The sequence below is a fragment of the Sphingorhabdus lutea genome, assembly GCF_001889025.1.
Taxonomy (GTDB): domain Bacteria; phylum Pseudomonadota; class Alphaproteobacteria; order Sphingomonadales; family Sphingomonadaceae; genus Sphingorhabdus_B; species Sphingorhabdus_B lutea.
Window position 1 is genome coordinate 1309410 of the sequence record NZ_CP018154.1, and the last position, 15581, is coordinate 1324990.

General features: G+C 46.8%; 14 protein-coding genes. 10 read left to right on the forward strand and 4 right to left on the reverse strand.

Annotated features, from left to right (window positions below):
- Positions 1-13 precede the first annotated feature (13 nt).
- Genes LPB140_RS06225 through LPB140_RS06240 form a run of 4 tightly spaced genes read right to left on the reverse strand, consistent with a single transcriptional unit; the run spans position 14 to position 3002 of the window.
- Positions 14-922: a hydrolase 1, exosortase A system-associated gene (locus LPB140_RS06225; RefSeq protein ID WP_198024075.1), complete on the reverse strand. Its 909-nt coding sequence runs from the start codon at positions 920-922 to the stop codon at positions 14-16.
- Positions 882-1607 carry an alpha/beta hydrolase family protein gene (locus tag LPB140_RS06230; protein WP_083550100.1) on the reverse strand — a complete coding sequence of 242 codons (726 nt, stop codon included), beginning with the start codon at positions 1605-1607 and terminating at the stop codon, positions 882-884. The genes LPB140_RS06225 and LPB140_RS06230 overlap by 41 nt, the downstream gene beginning before the upstream one ends.
- Positions 1604-1909: a phosphopantetheine-binding protein gene (locus tag LPB140_RS06235; protein WP_232223369.1), complete on the reverse strand. Its 306-nt coding sequence runs from the start codon at positions 1907-1909 to the stop codon at positions 1604-1606. The genes LPB140_RS06230 and LPB140_RS06235 overlap by 4 nt, the downstream gene beginning before the upstream one ends.
- Positions 1910-1958: 49 nt before the next feature.
- Entirely contained in the window at positions 1959-3002 is a 1044-nt protein-coding gene (locus tag LPB140_RS06240; RefSeq protein WP_072559101.1) for a GNAT family N-acetyltransferase, read from the reverse strand.
- A 92-nt stretch (positions 3003-3094) separates the two neighbouring features.
- Here LPB140_RS06240 and LPB140_RS06245 point away from each other — a divergent pair, with 92 nt between their 5' ends.
- From LPB140_RS06245 to LPB140_RS06290, 10 genes are all read left to right on the forward strand, one after another.
- Positions 3095-4636: an acyl-CoA ligase (AMP-forming), exosortase A system-associated gene (locus tag LPB140_RS06245; RefSeq protein ID WP_072559102.1), complete on the forward strand. Its 1542-nt coding sequence runs from the start codon at positions 3095-3097 to the stop codon at positions 4634-4636.
- Positions 4633-5859 carry a pyridoxal-dependent decarboxylase, exosortase A system-associated gene (locus tag LPB140_RS06250; protein WP_072559103.1) on the forward strand — a complete coding sequence of 409 codons (1227 nt, stop codon included), beginning with the start codon at positions 4633-4635 and terminating at the stop codon, positions 5857-5859. The genes LPB140_RS06245 and LPB140_RS06250 overlap by 4 nt, the downstream gene beginning before the upstream one ends.
- Positions 5860-6041: 182 nt before the next feature.
- Positions 6042-6653: an XrtA/PEP-CTERM system exopolysaccharide export protein gene (locus LPB140_RS06255; protein ID WP_232223485.1), complete on the forward strand. Its 612-nt coding sequence runs from the start codon at positions 6042-6044 to the stop codon at positions 6651-6653.
- 59 nt (positions 6654-6712) lie between these two features.
- Complete coding sequence (locus LPB140_RS06260; protein WP_072559105.1) at positions 6713-8227, forward strand: XrtA system polysaccharide chain length determinant; 1515 nt, start codon at positions 6713-6715, stop codon at positions 8225-8227.
- 9 nt (positions 8228-8236) lie between these two features.
- A complete protein-coding gene (locus tag LPB140_RS06265; RefSeq protein ID WP_072559106.1) occupies positions 8237-9340 on the forward strand; it encodes an AAA family ATPase in 1104 nt (367 codons plus the stop codon).
- Positions 9341-9342: 2 nt separating this feature from the next.
- Entirely contained in the window at positions 9343-11079 is a 1737-nt protein-coding gene (locus LPB140_RS06270) for a TonB-dependent receptor (protein WP_072559107.1), read from the forward strand.
- An 18-nt stretch (positions 11080-11097) separates the two neighbouring features.
- The gene (locus tag LPB140_RS06275) at positions 11098-12330 is read left to right on the forward strand and encodes an XrtA/PEP-CTERM system-associated ATPase (RefSeq protein WP_072559108.1); all 1233 of its coding nucleotides are present in this window, start codon (positions 11098-11100) and stop codon (positions 12328-12330) included.
- A gap of 69 nt (positions 12331-12399) precedes the next feature.
- Positions 12400-13260: an XrtA system polysaccharide deacetylase gene (locus LPB140_RS06280; protein ID WP_072559109.1), complete on the forward strand. Its 861-nt coding sequence runs from the start codon at positions 12400-12402 to the stop codon at positions 13258-13260.
- Positions 13261-13262: 2 nt separating this feature from the next.
- The gene (locus LPB140_RS06285; RefSeq protein ID WP_232223370.1) at positions 13263-14372 is read left to right on the forward strand and encodes a FemAB family XrtA/PEP-CTERM system-associated protein; all 1110 of its coding nucleotides are present in this window, start codon (positions 13263-13265) and stop codon (positions 14370-14372) included.
- Complete coding sequence (locus tag LPB140_RS06290; protein WP_072559110.1) at positions 14369-15580, forward strand: TIGR03087 family PEP-CTERM/XrtA system glycosyltransferase; 1212 nt, start codon at positions 14369-14371, stop codon at positions 15578-15580. Before LPB140_RS06285 ends, LPB140_RS06290 begins: the two co-directional genes overlap by 4 nt.
- Position 15581: the final 1 nt, after the last annotated feature.

Sequence of the window (15581 nt, forward strand, 5' to 3'; positions counted from 1 at the left end):
AAAATCTGTGTTTTTAAATTTCAATTATATAATCGGTGATTTGGGTGATGAGCCAGTCAAAGGATTGTTCATCGGCAAAGCTATGTGACGCGCTGTCCAATTTGGCCAAATGAATATGCGGGTTTGCGCGGGCGGCATGGCCATATTTGCCTTTCCAAATTTCATAAAATGAAATGGCGGTATTATCATGCTGTGCCAATAATATTTTTGTTGGTTGATTAAGCGATGACAGCGCGTCAAAATATATTTTACCTGTGACTGACAGATTATTTTTTTGAAATGATTTTTTTAATCCGGCAAAGATTTTGCCAATATTTGTCCCGCCGGATAATAATTGCTTCCATGCGGCGGGATCGGTTATTTTTTTCAAATATCGCGCGCGTATTGCCGCGGCGGAGGGTAAATCATCCTTGACGGCATTATGGGGCGCTGCGGCGTTAATTTGATTTGGTTCGGCAATGTCAATTGTCCATGGGTTGGTCAATATATGGCCGGATAATTTGGGAAATTGCTCCGATGCGGCATGTGCATTTATGGCAATGGAGGTCGCGGCATCGCAATTGCCAATAATGAATATTTTTTCCATGCCGATTTCATCATCGCAAATTGCGGTTAAGGCGCAAAAAATATCGTCACGTGCATGCATGAAACCTTTGTTTTTACCCGTGCTGTCGCCCACACCGCGCCGATCATATCGCAAAATGGTAAAGCCCTTTTTGGCCAATTCACGAGACAATTTTGCTTGCCCTCTATGTGCGCCAGTGCGGATTTCATTGCCACCCGACACAATGACAATGCCGATTTTATTCGCCGGAATTGTGGGTTTGTCCATGGTCATGGCGATTTGGTCACCCATACAATCACGGTAAAAAAATGTGCGCTCAACCGTCATTTTCGGCCCCTGCGCTGGTGAAATTTTCATTGTGCAAATTGGCGGCGATATGCGCGGCCAACATATTGGCCATATGTTCATCCTCGCCCGGTTCAGCGCGCAGCCACAGGGCGCTTCCCGATATCATATTATCGCCATTGCCAATTTTTATGGTGTGGACATGGGGCGCGTTATGGGGCTGTGCATTTTGCAGGGCATTGACCATATTTGTGCCCAACATATTGCCGGCAAGACAAATGGGCCCCAATTTTGATTGGGCAAAATAATGGTCGCTATTTACAATATTACCCATTTCCTTTTGCGTGATGATTTCGGTCCGCATTAAAGTGGATAATAGGCTGCGGCCCTTGCATGGGGCAACGCGAAATATCGGCAAATTTGGCACATGGTCGATTAAAGTGCCGCCGCGAAATGACAAAATATGTGTTGCCTGAAATCGGGTGGCGGCCACGGCCACCGCCTGTTGCCAAATTTCCAAATCCTGATTAGCCAGTAATTGCAGGCTTTCATTACATCCGGGTAAATCAAGCACTGTGCTGCCCAGTTGAAATGATATGGACGATGTCATAAATTGACAAATAAAACGCCGCATCCGGTTCATCTCGTCAAATAAGGGCGGGATGATTAAAATGCGGGTTTCGGCATAGGGCAGGGAGATGACCAATTGTTCATCGGCCCCATTTATATGATAGGTTTTTTGATGAAGTACGTTCATTTACCTTTGGTTTTAATCCGCGCATAGGTAACTAAACTGCCCAATGTGGCGAATAATTCGCCGTCGACATCCTCATCATCGACAATGATATCCAACCGGTCTTCCATCTCGGTTAACAAGGTCGCAATGGCCATGGAATCAAGTTCGGGCAGTGCGCCAAATAATTCGGTGGATAAATCCATCTCATCAATTTGATGATCGGAAAGGCCAAGCGCATCGCGCAAAATTTCCTTTACCTTGGTAATCAGATCATCGGACATGATGGATGTGTTTTCATTGCCATCATGATCATTTAAATTCATTGCTTTGGTGGACACAATTTTCCCTTTATGTAACCCGCATCATTATTATTTAACTGTCTTGGCCATTTTTTTTGCGTTCGGCAAGAGCAACTAGCTTGTTTTTTACGATATAGGGCCAGCTGCACGGATGGGCAGGCCAATATAGGTTTATACGATTGCGGTGGCGCACCTCCTCCATCCAATCTTTTTTATATGGATCGCTGCCCGTCCCAAAATCAATGATATCTACCTTGTCCACATCGATAACATGTTGAAATAATGCCGCGCTTAATAAACTTCCTGCGGAAAGATTTTTATATTTTTCGTCATGCGCCAATTTATGGATTAAGGCATGGCCATTTTCCACTGTCCAAAATTGCGCTGCCACAGGCACATCATCGGCATAGGCAAGGCCCAATCGCAGACTTCCATATTCGGCCTCATTCTTGGCCAGATTTTGTAAAAAAACGGGGTTTCCTTCACCCGGTTTCCAGCTTTTGGCATAGATTTTTTCATAATCGCGCCAATTTTCAGGGGTAAAATTTTTATCGATTCTTATCGAAACGGCATTTTTTTTTGCCTTTCGCTTTACCGTATTGCGCAATTGGCCAGGGCGCGTGGCCCAATATTCATCAAAGCTGCGGCCATTAAGGCGCAAAATATGATTTTCATCAATGGGTCGGGTATAAGCAATCCATCCCGATTGGGTAAAGGCAGTGATGATTTGGTCGGTAATATCATCTTCATCCGGCACAGGGGTAAGGCAGATATGCCACATTTTTTGATGCGCATTAACGGCAATGGCCCGCAATAATGCCATACGGTCGGGCAAGTCTTTACAGCCCGAAAATATGGGTTGAAAGGTGAAATTATACCAATTGGAAAGCGAATGATATTGCCCAAAACCATGTTTATACAGCGGCAAAACCGCCCGCGCATTATCACCACCACTGGTTAAAAATAAATATTGCCTATCCTTTGGCATTGCATAGCGGATAAGATAATCCAGCCAATCAATTCGGTTAAATAAATGCGGTTGTGCATCACGGTCTAATCCGCCCCGCATTTTCGCTTGCAGGTCAAGAATATTATCCAGATGTTCACTTTTTGGCACTATTAACCCCTGTAAAGCTTATATATCAAATTGATTCTATGCTGTAAGTTGACATTCTCTACGTTAAAATAGTTAAGGCCTTACTTAAAAATATGAAGTCTTCATCTCCGACACCCCATCCGGTTCCTCTTGACCATATCATCTTGAAAGGGCGCAGCGACGATATTGCCTTAATCATTAAGGATGAACAATATAGCTATGAAAGATTGAACCTATATATTGGGCGTTTTGCTTTTTGGCTACGGTCGCAAAATGTAAATAGCGGGGATCGTGTTGCTTGTTGGAGCGGCAAGGGGATTATCGCCTGTATCATGCCAATTGCCGCCGCGCGTGCGGGGCTTATTTATGTGCCGATAAATCCATTGTTAAAGGCGGGGCAAGTCGCGCATATTATGCATGATAGCGGCGCAAAGTTGATTATTGCAAATAAGGGCAGATTGGCCGCCCTGAATGAACATGATGAAAATATAGAAAATTTTGCTATATATGAAGAACAGCAAGTCTTTGCCGCATTGCAAAATGACATACCGTCATGGCCGATGAACCCGGGCGATTTAGATGTCGATAGCCTGTGCGCGATTTTATATACATCAGGGTCAACCGGACGGCCCAAGGGTGTGATGTTAAGCCATGCCAATTTAACATTGGGCGCACAATCAGTGGCGCATTATTTGGCAATGGAGCGAGATGATGTGACATTGGCGGTTTTGCCATTAAGTTTTGATTATGGCCAAAATCAGCTATTTTCCACATGGTATGCGGGCGGCGCGGTTGTGCCATTGGATTATTTATTGCCGCGTGATGTGGTAAAGGCATGTGAGAAATATTGCGTCACCACGCTTGCCGCTGTTCCCCCCCTATGGGTGCAATTGGTGGAGCAGCATTGGCCAGAGGAAGCCGTGCGGCATATGCGCCGATTGACCAATAGCGGCGGGGCGTTAACCCAAAATTTGGTGCAAAAATTGCGGTCATTTTTCCCCAAAAGTAAAATTTTCGCCATGTATGGTTTGACCGAGGCATTTCGTTCAACATTCCTTGATCCTGATTTAATTGACACGCATCCAACATCCATGGGCCGCGCCATTCCCTTTGCCGAAATTATGGTGGTGAATAAAAATGGTGAAAAGGCTGCCCCTGATGAGGAAGGGGAGCTGGTTCATGCCGGCCCATTGGTGGCCAAAGGATATTGGCAAGATGCAAAACGAACCAGTGAGCGTTTTCGCCCTGCGCCTGATTTTTCCGAATATGGCGCTATGGCCGTTTGGTCGGGCGACACGGTAAAGCGGGCAGCGGATGGTTTATTATATTTTATGGGCCGTGATGATGCGATGATAAAGGTGTCGGGCAATCGGGTTAGCCCGACCGAAATTGAAGAGATTGCCATTGCGTCACATATTGCGGCAGAGGCATGTGCCATTGGACGCAAGGATGAAAAATTGGGGGAGGCGATTATTTTATTTGTGCGGGCCGTGGATAAGGAAGCGGGGGATAATCAGGATAAATTATCATCATATTTAAGGCAAAATTTGCCCAATTTCATGCAACCGCAAGAAATGATATGGTTGGATATATTTCCCAAAAATGCGAATGGAAAACTTGATCGCACCGCATTGATAGAAAAGATTCAAGGATGAAGAAATTAGGACCTATTCCGCAGGGCTATGCAGCCCAAAATGGCGAGCTGATCATCGCTGGGCAATGCGTGAGTGAAATTGCCGCAGCGGCCGGTTCAACCCCGCTATTCATCTATAGCAAGGACATGTTGGATGGCCGAATAGCGTTGCTGCGCCAATCCATGCCCCAAAAATTGGCGGTGCATTATGCGATGAAGGCCAATCCATTTGGTCCTTTCTTACAGCATATTTACCCTATGGTTGACGGCATTGATATTGCATCAGGTGGGGAATTGGATATTGCGATTAAAAATGGCGTTGATCCTGAGAAAATTAGTTTTGCCGGCCCTGGAAAGCGCGATGAGGAATTAAGCAAAGCAATAAAATGCGGCGTCACCATAAATTTGGAATCCGAAAATGAAATGGCGCGCGCCATCGCCATTGGCAGGCAATTAAATATAATCCCCAATTTGGCCGTGCGTGTTAACCCATCATTTGATTTAAAAGGGTCGGGGATGAAAATGGGCGGCGGGGCAAAGCAATTTGGTGTGGATGAGGAGCGCGTTCCCGCCATGGTTCGTGCATTGATTGACCAAGGCGCAAATTGGCGCGGGTTTCACATTTTTTCTGGATCGCAGGCGTTGTCTGCCGATGCGATTATTGATGCACAGGCGCAAACAATTAATTTGGCCGCCCGTCTTTGCAACGAAATTGGCGTGCCCGCGCCCAAGGTGAATTTGGGCGGCGGTTTTGGCATTGCATATTTTCCTGGCGACATGCCCTTGGATGTTTTTGCCATTGGCATGGCATTGGAGGAAAAGTTGAATAATTTGCCGCCAATTTTGCAAAATACCCATTTTTGTATTGAGCTTGGCCGATATATTTCGGGAGAAGCGGGCGTATATGTGACCAAGATAATTGATAAAAAAATCAGCCATGGTGAAATATTCCTGATCACCGATGGCGGATTGCACCATCAATTGGCGGCAAGCGGCAATTTTGGAACGGTGGTACGGCGCAATTATCCTGTGGCGATTGCCAATAAATTTGAATCAACTGATCAAGAAGTCGCCTCTGTGGTGGGTTGTTTATGCACCCCATTGGACCGATTGGCCGATCAGGCATTGCTGCCACGGGCGGAAATTGGCGATATTGTCGCGGTATTTTGTGCAGGCGCATATGGCGCAACGGCCAGCCCATCGGCATTTTTAGGGCAGGGCCATGCCCAAGAGATTTTATTGTAAAATCACATATATTTCAAAAAAAATGCAGTTTTTTAAATAAAGCTAACGGTATCTTCACTATTTTCCTGCAAAACTTCTGAACGATTAATATTTTTTACCCAATTGCATATGATTTTTTGGGCAGAAATACATGATTTAAAGGAAGTGCTGTAATGGCTAAGATTAAGAAATATAAGGCAATAATGGTTGCAGGGGCAAGCGCGTTGACGCTGGCCAGTTGTGGCGGTTTTGGTGGAGGGCAGCAATTGCCGCCCGCGCCTTCTATCCCGCAACAAGGGGCGCCAGCGGAGGAATATCTAATCGGGCCATTGGATGAAATCACCATTTTTGTATGGCGAAATGAGGAATTGGGCGCAAAGGTTCAGGTTCGCCCCGATGGCCGAATCACCACGCCGCTAATTTCCGATATGCCCGCCGCTGGTAAAACCAGCACCATGTTGGCGCAGGATATTAAAATACAGCTTTCCCAATATATTAACGACCCCATTGTGTCGGTTATTGTCAACAGCTTTGCCGCGACATCACAACAAATTCGTATTGTTGGCGGTGCGGATAAACCCGCCGCCATCCCCTATCGCGCCAATATGACATTATTGGATGCGATGATTGCGGTTGGCGGATTAAGCGAATTTGCCAATGGAAATAGGGCCAAATTGACGCGGGTTAACAAAGGAACGGGCCGTGAAATGCAATATGCTTTGCGGTTAAATGATTTGCTAAAACGCGGCGATAGCAAGGCAAATGTCGCCCTGCAGCCAGGAGATGTGATTTATATTCCCGAAAGCGCATTTTAATTTAACATAATGATATTCATGAAAAATATTGTATATAATATAAAGAAAGCGGACCATAGATGAACGGTCTATATGATGAAATAAGGATTGCTATACATAGCATTTGGAATCGCCGTTGGCTTGCCCTTGCCATTGCGTGGGGCATTGCGCTGCTTGGCTGGCTTGCCATTTCAATGATTCCCAATAGCTATGAATCAAAGGCACGAATTTATGTCCGCACACAAAGTTTTTTAACCGACCAAACCGGCGTTTCCACCAATGACCAGCGGCGCGAAGTTGACCGTTTGGAACAAACCATTGTGTCATCGGGCAATTTGGAAAAAGTGATTAAGGGCACCGATTTGGGCCTGTCCATTAAATCGGCCAAGGAAATGGCCGGTGCAGTGGAGGGATTGCGCGGCAAGGTGAAAATTGTTGCTGAAAAAGACAATGTTTTTGAAATTACCGTGTCACAAGGCAATCCGAAATTAGCGCGCGATATTGTGCAAAAATTAATCGATGTGGTTCAGGAAGATGCCTTGTTAAATGGCCGCACCGAAAATGGCGAATCCATGTCATTTTTGGATGCAGAATTGGCCAAGAGGCAAAAAGAATTACAAGAAGCAGAGGCCAAAAGAGTGGCATTTGAAACCGAACATTTGGGGTTATTGCCCGGTGTGGGTTCGGTGTCGCAGCGTTTGGAGGCCAGCCGCGCAGAATTGGCGCAAATTGATTCGCAATTGGTTCAGGCAAGCGGCGCATTGGCGGCGTTGAATGGTCAATTGGCTGGCACGCCGAAAAGTTTGAATGTTCCGGGCGGTGCGGGCACAGCTGGTAATGCAGCCTATGGCCAATTAAGCGCGGCGCAAGGTGAATTGGCGGCTGCGCGTGCGCGCGGTTTAACCGATCAACATCCCGATATTATTGCGTTAAAACGGCAAATTTCAGCATTAAGCGGACAAGCCAAAGGTCCAAGTGCATCTAGCGGCAGCACATCACCCAATCCGGCATATACTTCATTACAGGCGATGCAGGCGGAACGTCAGGCCAGCGTTAGCGCGTTAAACGCGCGCAAAAATGCGATTCAGGCCGATATGGCGAAGTTAACATCTCAACAGATTAAAGAGCCTGGCGTCGCGGCAGAAATGGACAATATAAACCGCAATTATGAAGTATTAAAAAAACAATATGATGAATTATTGGCGCAAAGAGAGGCCGTTAAATTACGTGGGCAGGTGGCCAATGAAACCAATTCGATAAGGTTTAACATTTTAAACACGCCCAGCCTTGCCTCATCACCATCGGCGCCAAATCGCCCATTATTGCTAACCATGATATTATTGGCGGCAATTGGCGGCGGCATGGGCGCGGTATTTGCCCTGACGCATTTGCAAACAAGTTTCCCCACCGCATCGCGTTTGGAAAAAGCCAGCGGATTACCCGTTATTGGGTCAATTTCGCAAATGTTGACACAGTCACAGCGCGCCGACCGCGCCCGCAAAATGCGCCTATTTTACGGCGGTAGCGCGGCCTTAATCGGCGTGTTTGCTTTATTATTGATCGTCGAATTTGTGCAGCGCGGGCTTTCTGCTTGAGGATATGAAATGAACAAAGAAACCAACATAAAAGCAAAAAATAATGCCGGATCGTCTCTTTTGGAAAGAGCGGGCCAGCTTTATGGTTTTGATAAGCAATTTCAGAAAATGGATAGCCCTCATAAGGATGCCCAGCATAAAGATGTTATGCAAAAGGACGTATCGCAAAAGGACGTCTCGCATAAATCGGTGGCGGAAATAGAGGCGAAGCAAGCTACACCTTTAATTGCTCCCAAAATTGCGCCTGCTATCACGCCGGCATCCACGCCGGCATCCACCCCGGAAATAGAGCCAGAAAAAATCACCCAAAGCGCAGCCATCGAACCCGTAAAGTCGGCTGTAGTGGAGCAGCGGACCGCATCATCGGGCAAGGAAACATTGCGAATTGACCGTGCATTTTTGGCCGAGCATAATTATATTGTGCCAGGCGGCGAGGTGACCAGCGTAGCGGAGGAATTTCGCATCGCAAAAAGGCAATTATTGATGGCTGCTCGTGGGTCAAAGGGCGCGCCGCCCATTGAAAATGGCACACGGATATTGGTATGTTCGGCCCATCCCAATGAAGGCAAAACATATAGCTCAATTAACCTTGCGCTATCCATTGCCAGTGAAAAAGACAATAATGTGTTGTTGGTGGATGCGGATTTTGCAAAGCCCAGCATCATGCGTGAATTGGGATTGGATGAAACCCAAAAACGTAAAGGTTTGATGGACGCGCTGTCTGATCCTACCGAAAATGTCGAAAATCTGATTTTGGATACGGATATTGACGGCCTGTCCATTTTACCATCAGGGATTAGGACAAATCAGGATACCGAATATTTAGCAGCGGCCAGCACGGCGCGTTTGATTGATCAATTAAGCCGCACCGATCTAGGCCGCATTATCATTTTCGATTCGCCGCCCGCTTTGGCTGCCTCTCCCGCATCGGTATTGGCATATCATGTTGGGCAAACCTTGGTCGTGGTGCATGCAGATGTGACAACGGAAAGCGCACTGCGCGATGCAATCGGCCTTTTGGACGGATGTGACAATATACAATTATTGCTCAACCGCGCCAAATTCTCTCCCACAGGACGCAGTTTCGGGTCCTATTACGGATATGGAGCATAATCATGTCTACTATAGTGAAAATTCAAAAAATCGCATTCATCATGGGGGTTGCAACATCTCCGCTGGTTGTTGGTCAGGCATCTGCCCAGCAATTATCCGCCGATTATTCAGGATATGTGAACCCCGCCCCATCAAATGCAGATAGCGGCGATGACGCATCATCCAGTTCCAATTCAAAATCAACACGCAAAGGCGGCAAGAAAAGTGGCCCCCATGTTGATGTGACCCCATATTTGGAGGTAACCCAAGTCGCCTTTACCGATTTTAAAGACGGCAGCAGCGATGTTTTAACATATAGCACCATTGCCGCCGGGGTTGATGCCTCTATCCAGACAAATCGCGCAGAGGCACAGATGAATGTGCGTTATGAACGTGTCATTGGATATGATGATGGCATTGATAGCCAAGATAATATTAGCGGCCTTGCCCGTGGCAGTTACCGTGTAAACCGCGCATTAAGTGTGGAAGCAGGCGGTATCGCGACACGCAGCCGCATTGACGGGCGCGGCGCATCGCCGACAAATATTGTCGGGTCGCCCGATAATATCAGTCAGGTTTATTCCATTTATGCCGGGCCAACATTATCAACAAATGTGGGTGAGCTTGGCGTAAATGCCGCCTATCGTGTTGGTTATACCAAATTGGAAAGCCGCGATGTGGGCACTCTGCCCAATGGACAGCAACCTATATCCGCATTTGATGATAGTGTCAGCCAAGCCGCATCGGTATCGGTGGGGATACAACCGGGCGATTTGCCCGTCGGTTGGGCCGTGGGCGCGGGTTGGTCGCGTGAGGATGCGGGACAATTGGACCAAAGATTTGATAGCAAATATGTGCGCGGTGACATTACCGTGCCGGTCAGCCCGACCTTAGCCGTTGTTGGCGGTGTGGGATATGAAGATATAAAGGTGAGCGAGCGTGATGCGCTGCGTGATGTGAATAATGATCCGATAAGGGGCAATGATGGCCGTTTGGTCACCGACCCTTCATCACCGCGCCTTGTCGCATATCAAAGCGATGGGATATTTTGGGATGCAGGCGTTTTATGGCGCCCCAGCAGCAGAACGTCGCTTGAGGCGCGATATGGCCGCCGTTATGACAGCGATACCTATATTGCCAGCATCAATTATCAACCAAATGCCAATGTCGGCGCGAATATCAGCGTTTATGACACGGTGACGGGTTTTGGTAATCTTATCAATGACAGCCTGTCCAATTTGCCTACTCAATTTAGCGCATATCGCAACCCTATATCGGGTGATATTGGCGGCTGTGCATTTGGGGCAAGCGGCGGCAGCTGTTTCGGACAGGCATTGCAAAGTGCATCATCCGCAGCATTTCGTTCGCGCGGTGTGACTGGCTCGGTTGCGATGACGGATGGTGATTGGAATACGGGTGTGGCAGCAGGTTATGCACGGCGCCGGTTCCTTGCCTCCAACATTGGTGCGCAGGCAGAATTAAGCGGCAATGTGGACCAAAATTATTTTGCCTCCATATTTGTGGGCCGGACATTGGATGAAGATTCGCGCATCGAGTCCAATTTTTATGGCAATTATTTCATTCCCGGATTTGCAGGGTCAAATGATGTCATCGCAGTGGGCGCAAATGCCGCATATTATCGTCAAATCTTTCGCGGTTTATCCGCCTCGGCTGCGGTGGGTGTAGATGCCCAACGTCAGGTAGATTTTGACAGCCAAATAACCGGTTCGGCGCTTGTCGGCCTGCGTTATAGCTTTTAATGTTTAGGAATATTGAAAATGTATGATCAATTTTATCAATTAAACGGTAGACCGTTTCAGCTTACCCCTGATCCTGAATTTTATTTTGAAAGCGTGACGCATCGCAAGGCATTATCCTATTTGGGATATGGTTTGGCACAGGGCGAGGGCTTTATCGTGATAACCGGCGATGTTGGCGCGGGTAAAACCACCTTGGTCAGCCATTTAATGGCCAGCATAGATCGCCAGCGTTTAACCGCTGCGACCATTGTGACCAGCCAGCTTGACGGGCATGATATGGTGCAAATGGCGGCGGAATGTTTTGGAATTTCAACCCAAAATAAGGATAAGGCCGCCACATTAAAGGAAATTGAGCTTTTCCTTCATGAAGAAGCACGTCATGGCCGCCGCTGCCTTTTAATTGTGGATGAGGCGCAAAATCTGCAAATATCTGCGTTGGAAGAATTGCGGATGCTTTCCAATTTTCAGCTTGGTTCATCGGCATTATTGCAAATATTCTTATTGGGTCAGCCGGAATTTCGCGACCTTATTAAAAATTCTGCCCAATTGGAACAATTGCGCCAACGCGTTATTGCCAATCATCATTTAGATCCGATGGATAGCGATGAAGTTCGCCCCTATATTGAATATCGGTTAAGCCAAGCAGGGTGGGCGGGAAATCCATCTTTTGAACAAGATAGTTTCGCGGCAATTTATGACGAAACAAATGGGGTGCCACGTAAAATAAATGCATTGATGCAGCGTGTATTGTTAATGGGCGCGGTGGAAGAATTGCATGTTATTGACGCCAATTTGGTAAGGGCGGTTGTCGCTGATATGGCAGGGCAGCCATTTGAATATGAAGCGCCCATGTCGGCCAAGGCAAGTGCCGATGAATTGGCCGCGATGCACCAATCATCCATGCAAAATGAGCATCATGATATAGAAATGGCACAAATGGCCGAAGCTGAAGAAGCAGAGGCCGAAATTGAAGTTGAAGCGAAGATTGAAGCTGAAGCGGAGATTGAAGAAGTAAATCAGGTGGTGGCAGAAAAATCCAAGCCAGCAGAGGAAATAATGGCCGCGCAAATATTGGACGCACCAGCCACGCCGCCCATAGTTTCAGCACCAATTGACCATGCCCGATTTGACGCGATTGAAAAGAAATTGGCTGAGCAAGACGCCTTATTACGGCAATTAATGGTCGCCATGACCGATTTATTAGATAAGGATTATCAGGAAAATCTTTCCCGTGCACATCGCGCGGCATAAAATCGCATAAAATTATATGCTATGATGATAATGATGCGGCTGAATATCCGCCGATATGGAGTATGATAAGTGCGTAATGCTATTTCCGTTGATGTGGAGGATTGGTTTCAGGTAGGGGCCTTTGAAACCACGATTTCCCGCGCCGATTGGCATGGTTTGGAATGTCGGGTGGAACGTAATATTCACGAAATATTACAGCTATTTTCCGATCATCATGTGGTGGCGACTTTCTTTACCCTTGGCTGGATGGCAGAACGTTACCCAAATTTAATGCGCGAAATCGCCGCTGCTGGTCATGAAATAGCCAGCCACGGATATGATCATCAGCGGGTTTTTACCATGACCCCTGATCAATTTATTGCCGATTTGCGAAAATCCCGCGCCTTGATAGAGGATGCATCGCAGGCCCGCGTGACGGGATATCGCGCACCTAGTTTCTCCATTGATGCGCGCACCCCATGGGCGCATGAAATTTTGGCGGATTTGGGATATGATTATTCCTCCAGCGTCGCGCCAATAAAACATGACCATTATGGATGGCCAGAGGCGCCGCGATTTGCCTTTCATCCTGTGGAAGGATCAAATTTTGTTGAAATTCCCGTGACCACGGCGGTGCTTGGCAGCAAAAGACTGGCCGCAGGTGGCGGCGGTTTCTTCCGGCTTTTGCCCTATCAATTTTCCAAATGGGCAATTGATCAAGTAAATGAAAAGGATGGTCGTCCCGCCATTTTATATTTCCATCCATGGGAAATTGACCCCGATCAACCGAGGGTTGACAATGCGCCGTTAAAATCAAAGTTACGCCATTATAGCCGCCTTGACGCCATGAAGGGGAAATTGGCACGGTTGTGCGGCGCATATGAATGGGATTTAATGCGCAATATTGCCGCTGAGCAACGCGATAATATGATAAAGAATATTGCGGCATGAATATGACAAATAATATGGCCTCTTTTACACCGTTAAAAAATGTGGCGATGAAAATTTCTGTCAATATTGCCGATATTTCAGATGAAGCCATTATCGCAAAAATTGACCAATTTATTATGTCCAAACCAAATAGCGGGCCATTTCATCGCCCCAAATGGGCTGTGGCTGTTGAACAAAGCTGCGGACATAGGGCCTATATTTTGGTCGCGCAATTGGGTGAGGAAATTTTGGGCGCATTATGCATGAACCATGTTTCATCGCCATTATTCGGATCTGCCATGGTGGCATCGGCATTTGGCGTGGATGGGGGCATATTGGCAAATGATGATATTGTTGCGGGTGAAATTGCCGATGCTGCATGGGCATTGGTCCAAAAATTGGGCTGTCTATCAATGGAGTTTCGCGGCGGTATTTTCCCCAAAGACATAGTGGTCCGTGACGATTGGGTTTTGGATAAGGATAAGCATGCCGGATTTTCGCGGCCGATAATGGCCAATGAGGAGGCCGAATTATTGGCCATTCCGCGTAAACAACGTGCCGAAGTGCGAAAGGCGCTGAAAAATAATTTAAACGTGAAAATTGGCAATGACGCCAAAATGGTGCAGGAACATTATACCATTTATGCACAATCGGTTCGTAATTTAGGAACGCCGGTTTTTCCCCAAAAACTATTTGTGAAAATGGCGGATTTATTTGGCGATGATTGCGATATTTTAACAGTATATCATGATGAGATGCCCGTTGCATCAGTATTGAGTTTTTACCATAATGGCGCGGTTATGCCATATTGGGGCGGGGGAATATATGCCGCGCGGGGGTTGCGTGCCAATGACATGATGTATTTTGCATTAATGAACCATGCCCGCAATCGGGGATGTTCAATTTTTGATTTTGGCCGATCAAAGGTCGATTCAGGCGCATATGCATTTAAGAAAAATTGGGGATTTGACCCGCTGCCATTAACATATGCGACCAAATTGGCGGATATAAGGGCAAAGCGTGATGTAAACCCGAATAGTGGTAAATATGCCCTAATGGTAAAATATTGGAAGAAATTACCTATGCCCGTGGCGAATTTTATTGGGCCATTTATTGCAAAGGGACTTGGATGACTGGCGATATTTTATTCATATGCCATCGCATTCCATGGCCGCCAAATCGCGGCGATAAAATAAGGTCATATCATATTTTGCATAAATTGCGCCAAATTGGCAATGTTCATTTGGCCAGTTTTTATGATGATCGTGATGATGAACAATATTTTGAAGAAGTTAGTTCGCAGCTTTCATCACATTATTTGGAATTTCGGGATAAGCCGGCATGGCGCAGCGCTGCAGAGGCGATTTTGTTCAATAAACCGATTTCATTGACCAGCTTTGCATCGAATAAGATGCAAAAATGGATTAACAACTGCATGCAAGGCAATGATATAAAATATATTTTTATATTTTCAGGTCAAATGGCCCAATTTATAAATTTGTCCGATGCCCATCCGCCCATCATCATGGATTTTGTCGATGTGGATAGCGCGAAATTTGCCAGCTATGCCCAAGAAGGCAATCTTGTCATGCGCCATATTTATTCGCGGGAGGCAAAAAAACTTGGCACATTTGAAGCAAAGATAGCCGCGCAAGCAAAGGTGAATTTTCTGGTTAGCGAGGCCGAGGCGGCGCTATTTCGGGGGCAATTATCCGGAAAAGGCGCAAATGTCATGGCAATGGGCAATGGGATAGACCATATATTTTTTGACCCTGAATCAAATTATCCCCATTTGGACAAAAATGAATCGCCATATATGGTGTTTACTGGCCAAATGGATTATCGGCCCAATGTAGAGGCTGTATGCGATTTTGCACAAAATATGCTGCCCAAAATTCGTGAACAAATCCCCAATACGCAATTTGCCATTGTGGGCCGCGCGCCCACTGAAGATGTAAGGGCGCTGTCCAAAATTGATGGTGTGGAAGTTATCGGCGCGGTAGATGATATTCGCAGCTGGCTTGCCAAGGCGGACATTATTGTTGCCCCATTGCGCACCGCAAGGGGTGTACAAAATAAGGTGTTGGAGGCAATGGCCATGGGCAAGGCGGTTTTATGTTCCGCACTGGCCGCAGAGGGTATAGACGCGCAAAATGGTGAGCATTTTATGGTGGCGAAACGGCGCGAGGATGAAGCCGATTTGGCAATAAAATTATTGCAAAATGCCCAAATGCGCGAAGAAATTGGCAGTGCGGCGCGGGCGCATGTCATTGCAACATATGATTGGTCGCCGCAGCTTGGCGTGCTGGACCAATTTATGCAGCCGGATGATATGGAATAAA